The following is a 19,061-nucleotide window of genomic DNA, read 5'->3' as shown; positions in this document are numbered from 1 at the left end:
CATCCAGCCTAATCACCAGCGCCGCGGATGCGGTCACCTGCTGCACCGGATGCGGTGACCGTTCAGGCTCCTCGACTCACCAGTCGGAGCGCTTGTAGTCCTTGAGGAACACGCCGGTGACGTCCTCGCCGGCCTCGCCGCGCACGATCGGGTCGTAGACGCGGGCAGCGCCGTCGACCAGGTCGAGCGGGGCGTGGAAGCCCTCCTCGGCGAGCCGGACCTTGGTCGGATGCGGCCGCTCGTCCGTGATCCACCCGGTGTCGACGCTGGTCATGAGGATGCCGTCGGAGAGCATCTCCTTGGCGCTGGTGCGGGTGAGCATGTTGAGGGCTGCTTTGGCCATGTTGGTGTGCGGATGCCCGGGACCCTTGTACCCGCGACCGAAGACGCCCTCCATCGCAGACACGTTCACGATGTAGGTGCGCCTGGCCTCGCTCGCGGCGAGCGACGGCCGCAGCCGGCTCACCAGGATGAAGGGGGCCGTGGTGTTGCAGAGCTGCACCTCGAGCATCTCGAGCGGGTCGACGTCTTCGACGTTCGCCACCCAGCTGTTGGTGTGGTGCAGGTCGGGCACGAGTCCGCCGGCGTCGATGGCCGTGCGGTCGGCGAGCTTCGCGAGGGAACTGGAGCCCGGCGCGAGCGCCAGTGCGGTGAGGTCGTCGGCCGTCATGGTTCCGGCGAACAGGCCCGAGGAGAGGATCGGATGACTCGCCACGGAATCGGCGAGGGCGAGCGGATGCGCGTCGTTCGTGTGGCCGAAGCTCACGATCTCGGGCAGTGGGCCGTCGGGGAGCGGCGAGGCCTCGGCGTCGACCAGGGGCGAGTACGCGCCGGGGGAGCGACGCACCGTCTGGGCGGCGTTGTTGATGAGGATGTCGAGGGGACCCTGCGCGGCCACATCATCGGCGAGCGCGATGACCTGGGCGGGGTCGCGCAGGTCGATGCCGACGATGCGTACGCGGTGCAGCCAGTCGGGGGAGTCGGGCATGGCGGCGAAGCGTCGGGCGGCGTCGCGCGGGAAGCGCGTCGTGATCGTGGTGTGGGCGCCGTCGCGCAGCAGGCGCAGTGCGATGTACATGCCGATCTTCGCCCGACCACCGGTGAGCAGAGCGCGCTTGCCGGTGAGGTCGGTGCGAGCGTCGCGCTTGGCGTGGCTCATCGCCGCGCAGCTCGGGCAGAGCTGGTGGTAGAAGGAGTCGACGAGGGTGTACCGCTCCTTGCAGATGTAGCAGGGGCGCGCGACCTGGAGTTCGCCGGCGGTGCGGGCGTCGGTTCCGCTGACCAGATCGGCTCCCCGGGTCTCGTCGTCGATCCGGGTGGGGGCGCCCGTCGCGGTCGCCGCGATGACCTGGCGGTCGGCGTCGGCGATGACGCGGCGCTTCTCCGCTCGGCGGGTCACCTTCACCGACTTGAACATCTTGGCCGTCGCGCGGCGCACGGTGTCGAAGTCGGGATCGTTCTCGTCGAGGTCGCTGAGGGCGGCGAGAACGCGGAGGGTCGTCTCGAGTTCCGCCGGGTCGATCTGCGGCGCGGAATCAGGGAACGAGGGGTCGGAGGGCATCCGGGGATTCTATCCCGCGGCAACCGGGAGAATGCTGCGCGCGCCCCGAGCACGCCCGCGGCGTCATGCGGGTTCCCGCGTCAATACACTGGATGCCATGCGCATCCACATCGCCACCGATCACGCCGGTCTGGACTTCAGCGAGCACCTCCAGTCCCATCTCACGGCGGCCGGCCACGAGGTCGTCGACCACGGCCCGACGAGCTACGACGCGCTCGATGACTACCCGTCGTTCTGCATCAACGCCGCCATCGCCGTCTCCCGTGACCAGCGGGCCGGCATCGAGACTCTCGGCGTGGTCTTCGGCGGGTCGGGCAACGGCGAGCAGATCGCGGCGAACAAGGTCGCCGGCATCCGTGCCGCTCTGGTCTGGAACCTCAGCACCGCCGTGCTCGCACGCCAGCACAACGATGCCAACGTCATCTCCATCGGAGCGCGCCAGCACACCGTCGAGGAGGCGACGAGCTTCATCGACGCCTTCATCGCCGAGCCGTTCACGGGCGAGGAGCGCCACGCGCGACGTATCGCGCAGCTGGCCGAGTTCGAGGCGACCGGGGTGATCGCCGGCAAGTACGTGTCTGCGCAGAACGACGCCTCGGCCGACGTCCACGCTGACGTCGACACCCCTGGCCTCAGGGCGTAGCGCCGATGCCCGAGGGCCATTCCGTCCATCGCATCACGCGGCAGTTCGCCCGCAACTACCTCGGCAAGCAGGTCGCGGTCTCGAGTCCGCAGGGGCGTTTCGCCGCGGATGCCGCCCTGATCAGCGGACGCACCATGGTCGACGCCCGTGCCGTGGGCAAGCAGATGTTCCTCGAGTTCGACAACGGTCTCTGGCTGCGCGTGCACCTCGGGATGTACGGGGCGTGGGACTTCGCCGGCGAGATCCAGCTCGACGCGACCATCGCATCTGCGAACGGTCGCATGGGGCAGACCAATCAGCGCGGCACGATCCTCGATTCCGCCGGCGAGAACTCTCTGCACTCGATCGGCGCTCCACGTCGCAGCCGGGTGCGCATGTCGGAGTCGGAGAAGCCGGGCGAGCTCACCGACACGTTCCCGCCGGAGCCGGTCGGACAGGTGCGGGCTCGTCTGCTGACCGACACCGTCTGCGCCGACCTGCGCGGACCGACGGCCTGCGAGGTCATCGACGCGGCCCGCGTGGCCGAGGTGATCGGCAGGCTCGGCCCCGACCCGCTCAACGACGACGAGGTCGAGTCGGAGGAGCGGTTCACCGCCACGGTGCGCCGGAAGCCGACGCCCATCGCGCTGCTGCTCATGGACCAGTCGGTGGTGAGCGGAATCGGCAACGTCTACCGAGCCGAGATGCTGTTCCGAGCGCGGGTGAACCCGCACACGCCGGGCAGGCTCGTGCCCGAGGAGACCGTGCGCGGCCTCTGGCGTGACTGGGTGCACCTGCTGCGCATCGGAGTCGAGACCGGCCAGATGATGACCATGGACGGCCTCGACGGAGTCTCCTACCGCAATGCCATGGCCAACCGCGCCGACAGGCACTGGGTGTACAAGCGTGAGGGGCTGCCGTGCCGCGTGTGCGGAACGAACATCGTGCTCGAGGAGATGGGCGCCCGCAAGCTGTACTGGTGCCCCCGATGCCAGGCCTGAGCATCGCTGAGCGTTCACACGGACCAGGCGTGACCGTCGACGGAGGACCAGCATGAGACAGAACCCCAGCTTCGTTCTGGCGAGCGACGAGGGCGTCAAACGACTCATCCGCGAGAACCCGTGGGTCACGATCATCTCTCGAACGGATGCCGGGGAACTCGTCGCATCGCACTACCCGATCGTGCTGCGCGACGACCTCGACGGCATCGTCATCGAGAGCCATGTCGGGCGTCCCGACGAGCTGCTGCACGAGCTCGGTCGCCACGAGGTGCTCATCGTCGTGCAGGGCCCGCACGGCTACATCTCGCCGGGGTGGTACGACGGGGGACCTGCGGTTCCGACCTGGAACTTCGTGGTCGCGCACCTGTACGGCACACCGGAGATCCTCTCGGACGCCGAGAACCTGCAGGTGCTCGAGCGGCTCGTCGACCACTTCGAGGATCGGATGCCCGAGCCGTTCCGCATGAACAGAACTCTCGAGAACACGGCGTACGCCGAGCGCATCGTCGTCGGCACCGTCGGCTTCCGTATGAAGGTCGACCGGTTCGTCGCGAAGGACAAGATGAGCCAGAACCGCCCGGCCGCCACCGTCGACCGCATCATCGACGAGCTCGAGACCGGCTCGGTGTACACCAGCCGGGAGCTCGCCCGTGAGATGCGCCGCGCCCGCGGGGAGACCGTATGACCCTCGTGCTCGCCGGCGGTCGCATCATCGGAACCGAGACCGCCGTCGACATCATGGTCGAGCAGGGCGCGATCGTCGCCATCGTGCCCGCGGGTTCAGCGGTCACGGATGCCGGGGTGACGGACGCCGAGGTGACGGATGCCGCCGACCGCGTCGAGCTCGACGGCCGGGTCGTCCTCCCCGGCCTCTGGGACAACCACGTGCACTTCACCCAGTGGGCTCTCACCTCCCGTCGCCTCGACCTGTCCACCGCCGCATCCGCCGACGAAGTGGCGTCGCTCGTCGGCGAGCGCATCGCCGCCGGGGCGACGGAGGTCGTGGGCTTCGGCTTCCGTGACGGGCTGTGGCCCGAGCCGCCGACGGCCGCGCTGCTCGATGCCGTGGCGGCATCCGTACCGGTGGTGCTCGTCAGCGGTGACCTGCACAGCGTCTGGCTCGATTCCGCAGCACTCCTGATGCACGGCTTCGATGGCCACCCCACGGGGCTGCTGCGCGAGGACGACGCCTTCGCCGTCGTGCGCGCGCTCGACGACGTGGCCGACGACGTGCTCGACGGCTGGGCTCGGGACGCGGCGGCCGCGGCCGCCCGACGGGGCGTCGTCGGCATCGTCGACCTCGAGATGACCTGGAACCGCGACGTCTGGGTGCGGCGCATCGCGGGCGGGCTCACGGGCCTGCGGGTGGAGTTCGGCGTGTATCGCCAGCACCTGGGCGACGCAGCGGCCGCGGGACTGCGCACCGGCGACGTCGTGCCGGACAGCGACGGGCTGCTGCGGGTCGGTCCGTTCAAGGTCATCACCGACGGTTCCCTCAACACCCGCACGGCGTACTGCTTCGATCCCTACCCGGGGCTCGACGGCGACGACGCCCTCGGGCTGCTCACGGTCGCGCCCGAGGAGCTCGTGCCGCTGCTCGAGACCGCCCGCGACGCGGGGCTGCGACCCGCCGTGCACGCCATCGGAGACCACGCCAACGCGCTCGCGCTCGACGCCCTCGAGACCGTCGGCGTCACCGGCTCGATCGAGCACGCCCAGCTGTTGAGCACGACGGATGTCGCCCGCTTCGCACCCCTCGGGATCACGGCGAGCGTGCAACCCGAGCACGCGATGGACGATCGCGACGTGGCGGAGCGCTATTGGGCCGGACGCACCGGTCGCGCCTTCATGCTGCGCAGCCTGCTCGATTCCGGCGCCACCCTCGCGCTCGGCTCCGACGCGCCTGTCGCTCCTCTCGATCCGTGGGTGACTATCGCCGCAGCCGTCGGTCGCTCCCGCGACGGGCGCGAGCCGTGGCACCCGGAGCAGTCGATCACCGTGGCCGAGGCTGTCGCGGCCTCGACGCGCAGCACCGTCGAGGTGGGCCAGCCCGCCGACCTCGTGATCGTCGACGCCGACCCGACCACGGCATCCGTCGACGACCTCCGCACGCTCCCCGTGGCCGCCACCCTCCTCGCCGGTCGCTTCACCCACCGCGAGCTCTGAGCGCCCGCCCCGAGCAGCGCCCGTTTACAGGACAGGGCCGAGGATCTGCCCCTGACAAACGTCATCGGCGGCCTCATCCTGTGAACGGAGGAGGGGATAACCCCACCCCGAGTCCGGATGCCGACCGGATGGGCGCGGCAGCGCCGGCTCGCGAGGCTGGAGGCATGCCAGAGCGCACCACGAACCCGCCGAACACCGCACGCCGTCGTCAGCGCCTCCGCCGTCCCCGCGCGGTCGTCGCCGTGGCCGCATCCGCCGCCGTCCTCCTCGGCACTGTCGGCGTGCTCGCCGGGTGCTCGATGATCCCCGGACTGCTCGACGGTGGCCGGGTCGACACCGTGGGCGCCGTCGACTTCACCACCCCTCTCGCCATTCCGCCGCTGGCTCCGTCCACGGTCGACGCCGACGGCACGCGCGTCTTCGAGCTCACCGCCCAGTCGGGAAGCACCGAGTTCCACCCCGGGGTCACGACGCCCACCTGGGGATTCAACGGCACCTATCTCGGACCGACACTCGTGGCCCACCGCGGCGAGAGGGTGCGCGTCGACATCGACAACGAGCTGGCCGAGCCCACGAGCGTGCACTGGCACGGCATGCACCTGCCGGCGGAGATGGACGGCGGGCCGCACCAGATGATCGAGCCCGGAGGCGACTGGTCGCCGAGCTGGACCATCGACCAGCCGGCAGCCACCCTCTGGTACCACCCGCATCCGCACGGCGAGACGGAGGAGCACGTGCGACACGGCCTCGCCGGACTGTTCTACGTGCAGGATCCCGAGGAGGACGCCCTGCCCCTGCCTCAGGAATACGGCGTCGACGACCTCCCGCTCATCGTGCAGGACGCCCAGTTCAACAGCACGGGTGAGCTGAAGGGCACGAACATGGGTTTCGTCGGCGCTCTGGGCGACGAGATCCTGGTGAACGGCACCGCAGGCCCCTACCTCGACGTGTCGACGGAGCTCGTGCGGCTGCGACTGCTCAACGCCTCGACGGCACGCACGTACTCCTTCGGGTTCAGCGACGATCGCGGCTTCGACCTCGTCGCCTCCGACGGCGGCCTCCTCGAGCAACCGGTCCCGCTCGAGCACCTGCGCCTCTCGCCGGGTGAACGCGCCGAGATCGTCGTGCGCCTGGTACCGGGCGAGACGACGGTGCTGCGGTCGGTGGAGCCCGACCTGGGCGTCGATGGAGACGGCGGCGCGCGGAACGGCGGAGCCGACAAGTTCGATGTGCTCGAACTGCGGGCCGCAACGACGCTCGAGTCCGCGGCATCCGTACCCACGACCCTCACGAGCATCGAGAGACTCGATCCGACGGATGCCGCAACCACCCGGGAACTCGAACTCGACGGCTACGCCATCAACGGCGAGTCGATGGACATGAACCGCATCGACCAGGTCGTGACCCTCGGCGACACGGAGGTCTGGAACGTCGTCAACGACATGGACCGGCCGCACAACTTCCACATCCACGACGTGCAGTTCCAGATCGCGTCCATCGACGGATCTCCACCGCCACCCGAGCTCGGCGGCTGGAAGGACACCATCTACCTGCCACCGCAGCGCCGGTTCGAGCTCGTCATGCGATTCGACGACTACGCCTCGGCGGAGCATCCGTTCATGTACCACTGCCACCTGCTGTGGCACGAGGACCTCGGGATGATGGGCCAGTTCGTGGTCGTGAAGCCCGGTCAGCACGCCACAATGACACCAGGAGAGAACACACACCATGAGCACTGACACCGCAGCGACAGCAGTCGCCACACCGACACCCTCAGCGCGCCCGTCGCGCTGGGCGGGCTACGGCTCCCTCTGGCGACGCGTGCCGCAGGAGCTCGGGTTCCTCCTGCTCACGATGCCGATCGCCATCATCGGACTCTCGATCGTGGCGCCACTGTTCTGGACCGGCATCGGCTCGCTCGTGCTCGTCTTCGGCATCTTCATCGTGATCGCGAGTCTCTACGTCAGCCGCGGCTTCGGCGTTCTCGAGCTCGTGCGCCTTCGGTGGTCGGGTCGCCCGGCCATCAGGCAGCCGCTCTGGCGGCCACGCACCGATGGTGCCGGATTCTGGGGGACCTTCATCTTCGGCCCTGTCGCCGACGGCCATTATTGGCTGTACCTGCTGCACACCATGATCATCTCGCCCATCATCAGCATCGTCAGCTGGACCGTCACCGTCGTCTGGGTCTCTATCGGCCTCGGCGGGATCTCGTTCTGGATCTGGGCACGCTACATCCCGATGGGCGATCGCGAGTTCTGGGTTCACGACGTCGTCCTCGACTGGATGTTCCCCGGCAACACGTGGCAGTTCGACAGCATGGCCGGCGAGATCGTGTTCGAGTTCATCCTCGGGGTCCTGTTCCTCATCACCCTGCCGTTCGTCACCCGCTCGCTCACGCTCATGCACCAGGGCGTCGCCCGAGGCCTGCTGGGCGGCTGGCGCTCCGAGGAGCTGCGCCGCGAGGTCGCCGACCTGAGCGCATCCCGCGGGGCGGCCGTGGCCGCCGAGGACAGGTCGCTGCGTCGCCTGGAGCGCGACATCCACGACGGTCCGCAGCAGCGGCTCGTGCGGCTGCAGATGGACCTGGCGGCGGCCGAGCGTCGCCTCGACACCGACCCCGAGGCGGCGAAGACCCTGCTCGCCGAGGCCCGCCTGCAGGCCCACGACACGCTCGAGGAGCTTCGGGCCCTCTCGCGGGGCTTCGCGCCGCCGATCCTGCAGGATCGCGGCCTGGTGAGCGCCCTCGACTCGCTCGCGACCCGGAGCCCCGTTCCGGTGCGTCTCGAATCGACGCTCGGCACCGAGCTGCGGCTGCCCGGCGAGATCGAGCGCAGCGCCTACTTCGTGGCGGCCGAGTTGGTGACCAACGCGGTCAAGCACGCCGGCGCCACGAGCATCCGCCTGGTGATCTCCACTCGCGGCGATTCGGTGACGGATGCCGACAGCGGCGCGGGCTCCGTCGCAGCGGCCGCGGCCTCCGTCCCGCAGTGGCTCGACCTCTGGGTCATCGACGACGGCATCGGGGGAGCGGCGACCGTCGACGGGCACGGACTGAGCGGACTGGAGGAGCGCCTGACCGGCCTCCGCGGCGTGCTCGTCATCGACAGCCCTGTGGGCGGACCAACGACCATCGGAGCCCACATCCCCCTGCCCGGGGAGGGCGCCGCCCTATCCTGAGACGGTGACGACGCCTGACACCGCATCTGCTGCATCCGTTCCCCTCCGCATCATGCTGGCCGAGGACTCGGTGCTGCTGCGCGAAGGGCTGGTGCGCCTGTTCGACGAGGCGGGCTTCGAGACCGTCGGCGCCTTCGGCGACGCGGAATCACTGCTCGCCGAGATCGAGGATGTACAGCCCGACCTCGTCGTGCTCGACGTGCGGATGCCGCCCACCTTCCGCGACGAGGGGGTGAGGGCGGCCGTGCACATCCGACGCACCCTGCCCGGGATCGGCATCCTGCTGCTCAGTCAGTACGTGGAGGGGGCCTATGCCCAGGAGCTGCTGGCGTCGGGCGAGGGCGGCGTCGGCTATCTGTTGAAGGACAGGGTCGCCTCGCTCGATGAACTGAAGGACGCCGTCTCGCGCGTGAGCGTCGGCGGCACTGTGCTCGACCCGCAGGTCGTGCGGGAGCTCATCGGCCGACGCGTCGACCCGCTCAGCTCTCTCACCCCACGGGAGCGCGAGGTGCTCGAGCTGATGGCGGAGGGGCGCACGAACGCCGGCATCGCCGAGCGCCTGTTCATCGGCATCGGAGCTGTCGAGAAGAACGTCACGGCCATCTTCCAGAAGCTCGGCCTCGAGGGCTCGGGCTCCGACCACCGCCGAGTGCTGGCGGTCCTGGCGTACCTGCAGCGCTGACGCTCTAGACGATCCCGAGCTCGTCGAGCTGGTCGACGATGCCCGACCCGTCGGGGGCGTAGACCCAGGGAACGTCGGGAGCGATGTCCTTCTCGGGCTTCGATCGCCCTCCGGCCAGGACCGCCTCGCCTGTCGACAGTTGCCGGATGGCGACGGCCGCGACGTGGCCGGGTCGCTCGGCCGCGAACCGGCGGTAGATGTCCTCGTCGTGCTGGCCGTCGTCGCCGATCAGCAGCCACTTGATGTTCGGGAACTCCTCGGAGAGTCGGCGCAGGTTGTCGCGCTTGTGCTCCTGGCCGCTGCGGAACCAGCGGTCGTGGGTGGGGCCCCAGTCGGTCAGCAGCAGGGCGCCGGCCGGGTAGATGTTGCGCGACAGGAAGCGGGTCAGCGTCGGCGCCACGTTCCATGCTCCCGTGGAGAGGTAGATGACGGGGCATCCGGGGTTGGCCGCCACGAGGCGTTCCATCAGCACGGCCATTCCCGGAGTCGGGATGCGCGCGTGCTCATCGAGCACGAAGGTGTTCCACGCCGCCACGAAGGGACGGGGGAGCGCCGTGACCATGACGGTGTCGTCGACATCCGAGACGATCCCGAACTCCACAGCGGGGTCGATGATCTGCGTCGGTGCCTCGACGGCCACGCCGCCGGGGGTCTCGAGGGTCGCCATGTGCCACCCGGCCTCGAGGGAGATCGGAATGACGGTGTCGACGACTCCGCCGCGATCAGCACGCACCTCGGTGGTCATTCCGTCGATCGTGATCGAGACCGTCGCCCCATTCAGGGGGACACTGACGAAGCTCCGCCATCCGCGCAGGCGCTCCCGACGCTTGGCGCGCTTGCGATCGGAGCGGGTCGGCGGGTCGGAGGGGACCGGTTCCGGCTTCTGCAGCATCACCCTGCAGAGCACCCGGGTCCACTCCGTCGACCCGTACCCGGAAAAAGGAATGATCAGGGGAATTCGTCCGTGCCGGCGGGCCCAGGCCTCGCGGCGCGTGTGCAGCATGTCCTCGAATCGTGCGAGGAGATGGATGGTCGGGTGATCGACGGAGCGCTGAGGCTCGGCATCCGCTGTAGTGACCATATGGTTCAGTTTCGCACGAGCGCGGCGCCTGAGAGCGCGTTCAGGAATCCCTCATTCGGATGCATAGAATAAAGGCTGCAATTTCCAAGGAGGATCAGTGCCGGTAGGCAGCATCATCGGGGCTGAGTTCCCCGTCGCACTCGTGCGAACGGAACCCATCCAGCAGCGCGGAGCCGACCGCCTGAACGCACTGCTCGACGCAGCAGCGACCATCGTCGACGAGATCGGTTTCGACCGCCTCACGACAGCCATGATCGCAGAGCGCTCCGGCGCTTCGATCGGTACCGTCTATCGGTACTTCCCCGACAGGATCGCGGTGCTGCAGGCACTCCGGGAGCGCGCGATCGCGCGATTCCGCAGCCGCATCGTGTCGCTCATCGAGACCGAGGCGCCGTCGACCTGGTGGGACGCCGTGGATCTCGGCATCACCTCGTTCGTCGAGCTCTACCGCTCGGAGCCCGGCTTCCGCATCATCCACTTCGTCGACCGCGAGCGCATTCCGGCCGCAGCCGGCGCGGACGACATCGAGATGCCGTTCTCGAAGCTGTACTCCGACGTGCTCACCGAGGTGTTCGGCCTCGACGGCGGCGACGACCTCGCCTTCCACCTCGAAGTGGCCGTCGAGATGATGGACGCCATCCTCTCGCGGGCCTTCGCCTTCGACTCGAACGGCGACGAGCGCTACATCGACGAGGCACGTCGCGTGCTCCACGGATACCTCACCGGACTCTTCGGACCGGTCGCGGACTGACTTGTCAAGGGGCGAGTCACAGATTCGCCTCAATCGGCAATCCTTTTTGCCTCGGGCGCCGAATGGTGTTTGTGTAGATCACTGACACTGTTCCATTCGGCTGCATCGAGGAAATGAGTTCGTCCATGATCGAGTTCCGCTCGGTGTCGAAGCGTTTCCCCGACGGCACCCTGGCGGTCGACGACTTCTCGCTGCTGATCCCGTCGCGGCGCATCACGGTGTTCGTGGGCTCGTCGGGCTCCGGCAAGACCACGTTGCTCCGCATGATCAACCGCATGGTCGACCCGACAGCCGGCCAGGTCGTCATCGACGACACGGATGTCTCCGGCAGCGATCCCGTCCAGCTGCGGCGCAGCATCGGCTACGTCATGCAGAACGGCGGGCTCCTTCCGCACCGCCGCATAGTCGACAACGTGGCGACCGTCCCGCTGTTGAGGGGAACGTCGAAGGCCGAGGCCCGCGCGCGCGCCCTCGAACTGCTCGACACCGTCGGCCTCGACCGCTCGCTCGCGAACAAGTACCTCAGTCAATTGTCCGGCGGCCAGCAGCAGCGCGTGGGCGTGGCCCGCGCCCTGGCCGCCGATCCGAACATCCTGCTGATGGACGAGCCGTTCGGCGCCGTCGACCCGATCGTGCGCGTCGAGCTGCAGAATGAGCTCAAGCGCCTGCAACGCGACCTCGACAAGACCGTGGTCTTCGTCACCCATGACATCGACGAGGCGTTCACCCTCGGAGATCAGGTCGTCGTGTTCAAGACCGGGGGCATCGTGGCCCAGGTGGGCACTCCGGCCGAGATCCTCGCGCGTCCCGCCGACGACTTCGTGGCGTCGTTCATCGGTGCCGACCGCGGCCAGCGCCGGCTGCACCTGGAGCCCCGCGACCCGTCCAGCGGGCAGATCCTCGTGGTCGATGACACCGGGCGCCCCGCCGGCCTCATCGACGGGGACCCCAGGTCGAGCGACGACGTGCCCGTGGACGTGAGAGTGTCGTGAACTGGTTCCTCTCGAACTGGGAACTCGTCCTCGAGCTGACTCTCAACCACATCAGGCTGAGCATCATCCCGATCATCATCGGATTCGTCATCGCGGTGCCTCTCGGCCGTCTCGCCATCACCGGACGCACGGCGCGCGGCATCATCATCACGTCGACGAGCCTGCTGTACACGATCCCCTCGCTGCCGCTCTTCGTCATTCTCCCGGCGATCCTCGGCACGAAGGTGCTGAGCGACATCAACCTGATCGTCGCGCTCAGCATCTACGCCGTCGCCATCATGGTGCGCGCGGCATCCGACTCCTTCGCCTCGGTCTCGCCCGACGTCAAACAGGCGTCACTCGCCATGGGGTACTCGCGGTGGCAGCAGTTCTGGAAGGTCGAGTTCCCGCTCGCCGGCCCCGTGCTCCTCGCCGGAATGCGCGTGGTGTCGGTGAGCACGATCGCCCTCGTCTCCGTCGGCGTGCTGATCGGCAGCGAGAACCTCGGCTACCTGTTCACGAACGGCAAGCAGCGCGGCATCCTCGAGGAGGTCGGGACCGGCATCATCGCCAGCCTGCTCATCGCACTCGTCTTCGACCTCATCCTCGTCCTGCTCGGCCGCATCCTGCTTCCGTGGAGTCGCAGCGACAAGAAGAGCCAGTCCGCCTCCGCTGCGCTCCAGCTCCAGATCAAGGCGGCGGATGCCGCATGAACCTCTTCGTGAGTGCGATCCAATGGATCCTCGATCCGGCCAACTGGGTGCCGGGCTCGCAGTCGCCGCTGCCCATCCAGGACCGACTGGCCGAGCACCTGCTCTACACCTTCGTGTCCGTGCTCATCGCTGCGGTGATCGCTCTGCCCCTCGGCTTCTACATCGGCCACACCGGGAAGGGGCGCCAGTTCGTCATCTCCTTCACCGGAGCCATGCGGGCGCTTCCGACCCTGGGTGTGCTGTTCTTCCTCACGATGGTGCTCGGCTACTCGATGGTCAGCACCACCGCGAACTTCGTCGGAACGATGATCGCGCTGGTGCTGCTCGCGATCCCGTCGATCCTCGCCGGGGCCTATGCCGGCCTGGAGTCCGTCGATCGCCAGACGATCGACTCCGCACGCGCGAGCGGGATGACCGAGATGCAGATCCTCACGAAGGTGGAGATCCCGCTCTCACTCCCGCTCATCATCGGCGGACTTCGCGCCGGCGTCCTCCAGGTCATCGCGACAGTGGTCATCGCCTCGTACGTCGGTCTCGGCGGTCTCGGCCGCATCATCGCCAGCGGCATCGGACTCAACGACTACGACCGCATCCTCGGGGGCGCCATCCTCATCACGGCGCTCGCACTGCTGATCGACGGCGTCTTCGCCGTCATCCAGCGACTCACGGCGACGCCGGGTGTCGGCAGCACACGTCAGACTGAAAAGCAGAGTCTTCGTCGGCGGGCACCAGGCCCGTCCACGACGGTGGGAACACCACTCCAGGAAAGGGAATCATGAGTATTTTCAAGAAGGGCCGGATCGCCATCGGCGTTGTCGCGGTCGGAGCTGTCGTGGCTCTGGCAGGGTGCGCATCCGGAGATCCCACCGCTCCAGAGACCGCTTCGGGGGGAGACAGCGGCGACGCCATCGTCGTCGGCTCCTTCGCATTCCCCGAGAGCGAGATCCTGGGCGAGATCTATGCCCAGGCGCTCGAAGCCCAAGGCTTCGACGTGAGCACCAAGTTCAACATCGGCCCGCGCCAGCAGACCATTCCGGCTCTGCAGGACGGATCGATCAACCTCATCCCCGAGTACAACGGCAACCTGCTGGCGTACTACGACACCGAGTACACCGAGCGCACGACGGAAGACGTCGACGGCGCCCTCGGCGACGCCGTGGCGAAGGACGACCTCGTCGTCTACAAGTCGGCTGAAGCCGAGGACAAGGACGCCTACGTCGTCACCAAGGAATTCGCCGACGCGAACGGTCTGAAGGCCATCGGCGACCTCACCAAGGTGGAGCCGTTCAGCCTCGGCGCGAACCCGCAGTTCGGGGAGCTCGGCTACGGCATCCCGGGGCTCAAGTCGGTCTACAAGGTGAACGACGTGACCTTCGTGCCGATCGAGGACTTCGGCGGGCCCGACACGGTCAAGGCCCTCACCGATGACACCGTGCAGGTGGCCGACATCTACACGACGTCCCCCGACATCAAGTCGAAGGACCTCGTGGTTCTGGACGACCCCGAGAACCTCATCTCGGCACAGAACGTCATCCCTCTGCTCAGCTCGAAGATCGCGTCGGACGAGCTCGAGAAGGCGCTCGACGCCGTCTCGGCGAAGCTGACGACCGACGACCTCATCGACCTGCGCGAGCGGGTCGAGGGCGAGGAGAAGGCGTCGGCCAACACCGCCGCCAAGGACTGGCTCGAGAAGGCCGGTCTGCTCTAACACGCTGCGCTTCACTGCAGGGACGGGTCGGATGCCTCACGGCATCCGGCCCGTTCGTCATTCTCCCGGCGATCCGGGGGCGTCCTGCGACTCGGACTCCGCCTCGGGGCCGCTGTCGGCGACGTCATCGCCGAGGTGCCGCCGCTCGAGGCGTGTGAGCAGCTTCTTCGCCACGAGTACGAGCAGCAGGAACACCACGATGATGCCGACGAAGATGTAGCCGGCGTAGTGCAGCTTCTCGCTGGTCTCGCGGAAGCTCCCGGCTGCAGCCGACCCCACCGAGACGTAGGCGAAGGCCCAGATGATGCTGGCCGGGGCCGTCCAGGCCAGGAAGCGTCGGTAGCGCATCGTGCTCATGCCGACGGTGACGGGCACCAGCGAGTGCAACACGGGCAGGAAGCGCGAGATGAAGACGGCGATGCCGCCCCGTCGCTCGATGTAGCGCTCAGCCCTCTGCCAGTTCTTCTCGCCGATACGGGCACCGAGGCGGCTGCGACGGATGCGGGGACCGAACCACCGGCCGAGGTAGAAGCCGATGCTCTCCCCGATCAGGGCGCCGACCACGACGGTGGCGATGAGGGCGAAGTACTCCACCGTGCCGTCGACGGCCGTGCTCGCCACGAGCACGATCGAGTCGCCCGGCACGACGAGCCCGATGAGCAGCGACGTCTCGAGCATGATGCCGACGCCGGCGATCAGGGTGCGCAGGACCGGATCCACCGACTGCACAGTCTCGAGGATCCACAGCAGGACGTCGTTCATCGACCCGAGCCTAGGCGACCGGACCGGGAATCAGGCTGCGAGAAGCCGGGAGATCCGCGCGCCGATCGCCCCGGTCACGGGCGGGCTCGCCTGCGGGCCGGCAGAGGCCGGGCCGGTGGCCGAGACCTGCCGGGGCGCCGCGCCCAGAACGTCGGCGTGGGCCACGTCGCCCCACGCCGATCCGACCAGGGCGATCGCCGTGGCGAGGGTCGCCGCGTCGACCTCGCGGCGAGCGGTGTCGTCGGCCAGCATCTCGACCAGCAGGGCGACGGCCCGCTCGGCGCGGTTGGCGATCGGGAACCAGGGGAGTGCGCTGTTCCAGGCGGTGAAGGCGAGCAGCACGAGATGGTGGTGCTGACGCAGGTGAGTGCGCTCGTGGGCGAGCACGGCGTCGAGCTGGTCGCGGTCGAGCAGCTCGACGAGCCCCTCGGACAGCACGGTGACGGTGTGCATGCCGGGCAGGCAGTACGCGACGGGCGCTGCGTGGTCGAGCATGCGCGTGCCCGGGCGCCCGGGCACCGGCGAGCTCAACAGTTCCACGAGAGCGTGGTGCCGACGCCGGCTGCGCTCGGCCCGCACCGCCGTCGTACCGAGGTTGAGGAGCAGGTGCGCGCCGAGCAGCACCGCAGCGCCGAGCGCCACGATGTGCACCGCCCCCACGCCCGTCGGCAGCGGTCCGCTGATGAGGCCGCTCAGAAGCAGGCCGGCATCCGCCGCACCGGAACCGACGAAGGGCGCGAAGCCGAACAGCAGGAGCGCGCCGATCATGCTCGTGCCTCCGGCGAGGGCGATGAGCTGCCAGAGCGCGAGGGCGCGACCCGGTGTGCGCGACGGCCACGAGGCGCGGGCGAGGGCGATCGGCACCGGCCAGGCGAGGGCCACGGCGATCAGGGCGAGGACTGCGGCTGCCGCGTACACGGCTAGGCCTGATCGCGCGAGGCGAGCAGCGTGCGCAGCATCTCGGCCTCCTCGGGGCTGACCTGCCCGACGAAGCGGGCGAGGGCCGCATCCCGGTCGGATGCCGTGCCGAGGACCTCGTGCATGAGCTCGGCCGTGTGCTCCGCGCGGCCGCTCACGGCAGTGTACAGATGCGGGCGGCTCTCGCGGGTCCGGTCGACGAACCCCTTGGTCTCGAGGCGGGAGAGCACCGTGAGAACCGTGGTCGCAGCGACGTCCCGCCCGCCGGCCGCCGCACCGCCGGCCTCGAGGGCGGCACGGAGTTCGTTGGCGGTCAGCGGGGTCGCGGCGTCCCAGAGCAGATCCATCACCGCTCTTTCGAGATCACCCAGCGTTGCCATAAGTTCAGAATACCGTTTCGCGTGAATGTGTTCTACGCTCTGTAGAAGTTGGTTTCTACGCTGTGTAGAAATCATCGAGGGGAGCACCCGTGAACGACTGGCTGGATCCGCTGCTGCTGTCGCGCTGGCAGTTCGGGCTCACGACGATCTACCACTTCCTGTTCGTGCCGATCACGATCGGCATGAGCCTCACCGCTGCGGTCTACCAGACCGCGTGGTACCGCACCGGGAAGGTGCACTACCTGCAGCTCACCAGGTTCTTCGGCTCCCTCTTCCTCATCAACTTCGCCATGGGCGTCGTCACGGGAATCGTGCAGGAGTTCCAGTTCGGTATGAACTGGTCGACCTACTCGCGATTCGTCGGCGATGTCTTCGGCGCACCGCTCGCCCTCGAGGGCCTGCTCGCCTTCTTCCTCGAGGCCACGTTCATCGGCCTCTGGATCTTCGGCTGGGACAAGCTGCCCCGGGGAATGCACCTCGCGACGATCTGGGTGGTGAGCATCGGCAGCATCCTGTCGGCCTACTTCATCATCGCCGCCAACGCGTTCATGCAGAACCCCGTCGGCTACGAGCTGAACGAGGCGCGCGGGCGAGCCGAACTCACCGACATCTGGGCGCTGCTGACGAACAAGGTGGCTCTGGCCGCGTTCCCGCACACCATCTTCGCGTCCTTCATGGTCGCAGCCGGACTCATCATCACCGTGGCCGCCTGGCACCTGGCCCGCCATCAGAACCTCGTCACCATGCGCCCGGCCCTCAAGTTCGGGCTCTGGATGATGGTGGGCTCCGGCATCCTCACGACGCTCTCGGGCGACCAGCTGGGACTCGCCATGGTGCAGACGCAGCCCATGAAGATGGCGGCGGCCGAGGCGCTCTACGACACGGCGACGGGGGCGGATGCCTCCTTCTCGATCTTCACGTGGGGAACCCCCGACGGCAGCAGCGAGCTGTTCTCGATCCGCATCCCGTACCTGTTGTCCTTCCTCTCGACCCACACGCTCACCGGTACCGTCGAGGGCATCAACGACCTCCAGGCCCAGTACACGCAGCTCTACGGTCCCGGCGACTACACGCCGGTCATCTGGATCACCTACTGGGCGTTCCGCTGGATGATCGGCCTCGGCCTCCTGCACGTCATCGTCGCCGTCGTGGGCCTCTGGCTCACCCGCAAGGGACGGATGCCGAAGAACAAGTGGATCTGGCGTGCGGCGATCTGGTCGTTCCCGCTGTCACTGGCAGCCATGATCATGGGCTGGATCTTCACCGAGATGGGCAGGCAACCCTGGATCGTCTTCAGCCTGCTGAAGACACAGGACGCCGTCTCGCCCAATGTCACGGGGCTCGAGGTGCTCATCTCGCTGATCGCCTTCACGGTGATCTACGGCATCCTCGCCGTGGTCGAGTTCAAGCTCATCAAGCGTGCTGCCCAGAAGGGGCCGGCTCCTGCGCCGGAACCCGATGCCGAGAGCGGCGAGATCAAGCCCCTCACGACGGTCTACTAGGAGACTCCGATGGATCTGCCCACCCTCTGGTTCTGGATCATCGCCGGTCTGTTCATCGGCTACTTCGTCCTCGACGGCTTCGACTTCGGCGTCGGCATGTCCCTGCCTTTCCTCGGCAGGGACGAGGCCGACCGCCGAGTGCTCATCAACACCATCGGCCCCGTCTGGGACCTGAACGAGACCTGGCTCATCGTGGCGGGCGCCTGCCTGTTCGCCGCGTTCCCCGAGTGGTACGCCACGCTGTTCAGCGGTTTCTACCTCGCGCTCCTGCTCATCCTGCTCGCCCTCATCGCGCGCGGAGTCTCCTTCGAGTATCGGCATCAGCGACCCGAGTCGCAGTGGAAGTCCTGGTTCGACGGCATGATCATCGTCGGCTCGGCAGTGCCGGCGCTGCTCTGGGGCGTCGCCTTCGCGAACATCGTGCAGGGGGTTCCTCTGGACGAGGGCCACAACTACACGGGCACCCTCATCGATCTGCTGAACCCTTATGCCCTGCTCGGCGGGCTCACGACCCTCCTGCTGTTCTTCACCCACGGCGTCGTGTTCGTCTCGCTGAAGACGACGGATGAGATGCGGGTGCGGGCCCGGAACCTCGCCGTGCGCTCGGGGCTCATCACGATCGTCGTCGCGGCGCTGTTCCTCATCTGGACCGCCGTCATCGCCGAGTTCGCCTTCATGTACCTGGTGCTGGCCACCCTCGCCGCCCTGGCGCTGATCGGTTCGTGGTTCCTCAACCGCGCAGGCTCGGAGGGGTGGTCGTTCGCCCTGGGCGCCGCCACGATCGCGTTCGCCGTGCTCGCTCTGTTCACGGCACTGTTCCCCGACGTGATGCCGGCATCCAACGATCCGGCGAACAGCCTCACGATCGCCAACGCCTCGAGCTCCACCTACACGCTCACCGTCATGAGCTGGACGGCGCTGGTGTTCCTGCCGCTCATCCTCGCGTACCAGGGCTGGACCTACTGGATCTTCCGCAAGCGCGTGACGAGGGCGCACATCGAGGTGGCTCAGCACTGATGCGCCACCCGCTACCGTTGGTGTCGTGACCGAACCGACACGCGCCATC

19 protein-coding genes are annotated in these 19,061 nt (G+C 68.1%); 14 read left to right on the top strand and 5 right to left on the bottom strand.

What is annotated here, in order from left to right:
• Positions 1 to 76: 76 nt before the first annotated feature.
• The gene (locus E4M00_RS07265) at positions 77 to 1,561 is read right to left on the bottom strand and encodes an SDR family NAD(P)-dependent oxidoreductase (RefSeq protein WP_135119776.1); all 1,485 of its coding nucleotides are present in this window, start codon (positions 1,559 to 1,561) and stop codon (positions 77 to 79) included.
• 97 nt (positions 1,562 to 1,658) lie between these two features.
• Between E4M00_RS07265 and E4M00_RS07260 the strand changes: the two genes are divergently transcribed.
• From E4M00_RS07260 to E4M00_RS07230, 7 genes are all read left to right on the top strand, one after another.
• Entirely contained in the window at positions 1,659 to 2,204 is a 546-nt protein-coding gene (locus E4M00_RS07260) for a ribose-5-phosphate isomerase (RefSeq protein WP_135119774.1), read from the top strand.
• A 5-nt stretch (positions 2,205 to 2,209) separates the two neighbouring features.
• Positions 2,210 to 3,184 (top strand): Fpg/Nei family DNA glycosylase, encoded by a 975-nt coding sequence (locus E4M00_RS07255; RefSeq protein WP_135119773.1) that lies wholly within the window; start codon positions 2,210 to 2,212, stop codon positions 3,182 to 3,184.
• Positions 3,185 to 3,236: 52 nt separating this feature from the next.
• Positions 3,237 to 3,869, top strand: a complete 633-nt coding sequence (locus tag E4M00_RS07250; protein ID WP_135119771.1) for an FMN-binding negative transcriptional regulator — start codon at positions 3,237 to 3,239, stop codon at positions 3,867 to 3,869.
• Entirely contained in the window at positions 3,866 to 5,350 is a 1,485-nt protein-coding gene (locus E4M00_RS07245; protein WP_135119770.1) for an amidohydrolase, read from the top strand. The genes E4M00_RS07250 and E4M00_RS07245 overlap by 4 nt, the downstream gene beginning before the upstream one ends.
• 164 nt (positions 5,351 to 5,514) lie before the next feature.
• Positions 5,515 to 7,089, top strand: a complete 1,575-nt coding sequence (locus E4M00_RS07240; RefSeq protein ID WP_135119768.1) for a multicopper oxidase family protein — start codon at positions 5,515 to 5,517, stop codon at positions 7,087 to 7,089.
• Positions 7,079 to 8,527: a sensor histidine kinase gene (locus E4M00_RS07235; RefSeq protein WP_135119766.1), complete on the top strand. Its 1,449-nt coding sequence runs from the start codon at positions 7,079 to 7,081 to the stop codon at positions 8,525 to 8,527. Before E4M00_RS07240 ends, E4M00_RS07235 begins: the two co-directional genes overlap by 11 nt.
• A 52-nt stretch (positions 8,528 to 8,579) precedes the next feature.
• Complete coding sequence (locus E4M00_RS07230; protein WP_135119974.1) at positions 8,580 to 9,209, top strand: response regulator transcription factor; 630 nt, start codon at positions 8,580 to 8,582, stop codon at positions 9,207 to 9,209.
• A gap of 4 nt (positions 9,210 to 9,213) precedes the next feature.
• Here the strand turns inward: E4M00_RS07230 and E4M00_RS07225 are convergent, their stop codons facing one another.
• Positions 9,214 to 10,290 (bottom strand): App1 family protein phosphatidate phosphatase, encoded by a 1,077-nt coding sequence (locus tag E4M00_RS07225; protein WP_135119765.1) that lies wholly within the window; start codon positions 10,288 to 10,290, stop codon positions 9,214 to 9,216.
• Positions 10,291 to 10,387: 97 nt separating this feature from the next.
• On the opposite strand from E4M00_RS07225, the gene E4M00_RS07220 reads away from it, so the two are divergent.
• The 5 genes from E4M00_RS07220 to E4M00_RS07200 all read left to right on the top strand — a co-directional run bounded on the left by E4M00_RS07220 (position 10,388) and on the right by E4M00_RS07200 (position 14,433).
• Positions 10,388 to 11,041, top strand: a complete 654-nt coding sequence (locus E4M00_RS07220; RefSeq protein WP_135119763.1) for a TetR/AcrR family transcriptional regulator — start codon at positions 10,388 to 10,390, stop codon at positions 11,039 to 11,041.
• Positions 11,042 to 11,166: 125 nt separating this feature from the next.
• The gene (locus tag E4M00_RS07215; RefSeq protein ID WP_135119761.1) at positions 11,167 to 12,033 is read left to right on the top strand and encodes an ABC transporter ATP-binding protein; all 867 of its coding nucleotides are present in this window, start codon (positions 11,167 to 11,169) and stop codon (positions 12,031 to 12,033) included.
• Complete coding sequence (locus E4M00_RS07210) at positions 12,030 to 12,725, top strand: ABC transporter permease (protein ID WP_135119759.1); 696 nt, start codon at positions 12,030 to 12,032, stop codon at positions 12,723 to 12,725. The genes E4M00_RS07215 and E4M00_RS07210 overlap by 4 nt, the downstream gene beginning before the upstream one ends.
• Positions 12,722 to 13,504 carry an ABC transporter permease gene (locus tag E4M00_RS07205; RefSeq protein WP_135119758.1) on the top strand — a complete coding sequence of 261 codons (783 nt, stop codon included), beginning with the start codon at positions 12,722 to 12,724 and terminating at the stop codon, positions 13,502 to 13,504. The genes E4M00_RS07210 and E4M00_RS07205 overlap by 4 nt, the downstream gene beginning before the upstream one ends.
• The gene (locus E4M00_RS07200) at positions 13,501 to 14,433 is read left to right on the top strand and encodes an ABC transporter substrate-binding protein (protein ID WP_135119757.1); all 933 of its coding nucleotides are present in this window, start codon (positions 13,501 to 13,503) and stop codon (positions 14,431 to 14,433) included. The genes E4M00_RS07205 and E4M00_RS07200 overlap by 4 nt, the downstream gene beginning before the upstream one ends.
• Positions 14,434 to 14,490: 57 nt before the next feature.
• On the opposite strand, the gene E4M00_RS07195 is transcribed toward E4M00_RS07200, so the two are convergent.
• The 3 genes from E4M00_RS07195 to E4M00_RS07185 are packed head-to-tail and all read right to left on the bottom strand — an operon-like array spanning position 14,491 to position 16,493.
• The gene (locus tag E4M00_RS07195) at positions 14,491 to 15,195 is read right to left on the bottom strand and encodes a DedA family protein (RefSeq protein ID WP_135119756.1); all 705 of its coding nucleotides are present in this window, start codon (positions 15,193 to 15,195) and stop codon (positions 14,491 to 14,493) included.
• A 30-nt stretch (positions 15,196 to 15,225) separates the two neighbouring features.
• Positions 15,226 to 16,113 (bottom strand): M56 family metallopeptidase, encoded by an 888-nt coding sequence (locus E4M00_RS07190; protein ID WP_135119754.1) that lies wholly within the window; start codon positions 16,111 to 16,113, stop codon positions 15,226 to 15,228.
• A gap of 2 nt (positions 16,114 to 16,115) precedes the next feature.
• The gene (locus E4M00_RS07185; protein WP_135119752.1) at positions 16,116 to 16,493 is read right to left on the bottom strand and encodes a BlaI/MecI/CopY family transcriptional regulator; all 378 of its coding nucleotides are present in this window, start codon (positions 16,491 to 16,493) and stop codon (positions 16,116 to 16,118) included.
• Between the two features lie 89 nt (positions 16,494 to 16,582).
• Between E4M00_RS07185 and E4M00_RS07180 the strand changes: the two genes are divergently transcribed.
• Both E4M00_RS07180 and cydB read left to right on the top strand, forming a co-directional pair.
• Positions 16,583 to 17,995 (top strand): cytochrome ubiquinol oxidase subunit I, encoded by a 1,413-nt coding sequence (locus E4M00_RS07180; RefSeq protein ID WP_135119750.1) that lies wholly within the window; start codon positions 16,583 to 16,585, stop codon positions 17,993 to 17,995.
• Positions 17,996 to 18,004: 9 nt separating this feature from the next.
• Positions 18,005 to 19,012 (top strand): cytochrome d ubiquinol oxidase subunit II, encoded by a 1,008-nt coding sequence (gene cydB / locus E4M00_RS07175; RefSeq protein WP_135119748.1) that lies wholly within the window; start codon positions 18,005 to 18,007, stop codon positions 19,010 to 19,012.
• Positions 19,013 to 19,061 lie beyond the last annotated feature (49 nt).

The sequence above is a fragment of the Orlajensenia leifsoniae genome, from assembly GCF_004570845.1.
In the GTDB taxonomy this organism is placed as follows: domain Bacteria; phylum Actinomycetota; class Actinomycetes; order Actinomycetales; family Microbacteriaceae; genus Orlajensenia; species Orlajensenia leifsoniae.
This window is presented reverse-complemented; position numbering and strand designations above follow the sequence as displayed.

Bases quoted from the DNA above. Each gene is read 5' to 3' on its own strand.
- E4M00_RS07265 (WP_135119776.1), bottom strand. From the start codon at position 1,561: ATGCCCTCCGACCCCTCGTTCCCTGATTCCGCGCCGCAGATCGACCCG.
- E4M00_RS07260 (WP_135119774.1), top strand. From the start codon at position 1,659: ATGCGCATCCACATCGCCACCGATCACGCCGGTCTGGACTTCAGCGAG.
- E4M00_RS07255 (WP_135119773.1), top strand. From the start codon at position 2,210: ATGCCCGAGGGCCATTCCGTCCATCGCATCACGCGGCAGTTCGCCCGC.
- E4M00_RS07250 (WP_135119771.1), top strand. From the start codon at position 3,237: ATGAGACAGAACCCCAGCTTCGTTCTGGCGAGCGACGAGGGCGTCAAA.
- E4M00_RS07245 (WP_135119770.1), top strand. From the start codon at position 3,866: ATGACCCTCGTGCTCGCCGGCGGTCGCATCATCGGAACCGAGACCGCC.
- E4M00_RS07240 (WP_135119768.1), top strand. From the start codon at position 5,515: ATGCCAGAGCGCACCACGAACCCGCCGAACACCGCACGCCGTCGTCAG.
- E4M00_RS07235 (WP_135119766.1), top strand. From the start codon at position 7,079: ATGAGCACTGACACCGCAGCGACAGCAGTCGCCACACCGACACCCTCA.
- E4M00_RS07230 (WP_135119974.1), top strand. From the start codon at position 8,580: ATGCTGGCCGAGGACTCGGTGCTGCTGCGCGAAGGGCTGGTGCGCCTG.
- E4M00_RS07225 (WP_135119765.1), bottom strand. From the start codon at position 10,290: ATGGTCACTACAGCGGATGCCGAGCCTCAGCGCTCCGTCGATCACCCG.
- E4M00_RS07215 (WP_135119761.1), top strand. From the start codon at position 11,167: ATGATCGAGTTCCGCTCGGTGTCGAAGCGTTTCCCCGACGGCACCCTG.
- E4M00_RS07205 (WP_135119758.1), top strand. From the start codon at position 12,722: ATGAACCTCTTCGTGAGTGCGATCCAATGGATCCTCGATCCGGCCAAC.
- E4M00_RS07200 (WP_135119757.1), top strand. From the start codon at position 13,501: ATGAGTATTTTCAAGAAGGGCCGGATCGCCATCGGCGTTGTCGCGGTC.
- E4M00_RS07195 (WP_135119756.1), bottom strand. From the start codon at position 15,195: ATGAACGACGTCCTGCTGTGGATCCTCGAGACTGTGCAGTCGGTGGAT.
- E4M00_RS07185 (WP_135119752.1), bottom strand. From the start codon at position 16,493: ATGGCAACGCTGGGTGATCTCGAAAGAGCGGTGATGGATCTGCTCTGG.
- cydB (WP_135119748.1), top strand. From the start codon at position 18,005: ATGGATCTGCCCACCCTCTGGTTCTGGATCATCGCCGGTCTGTTCATC.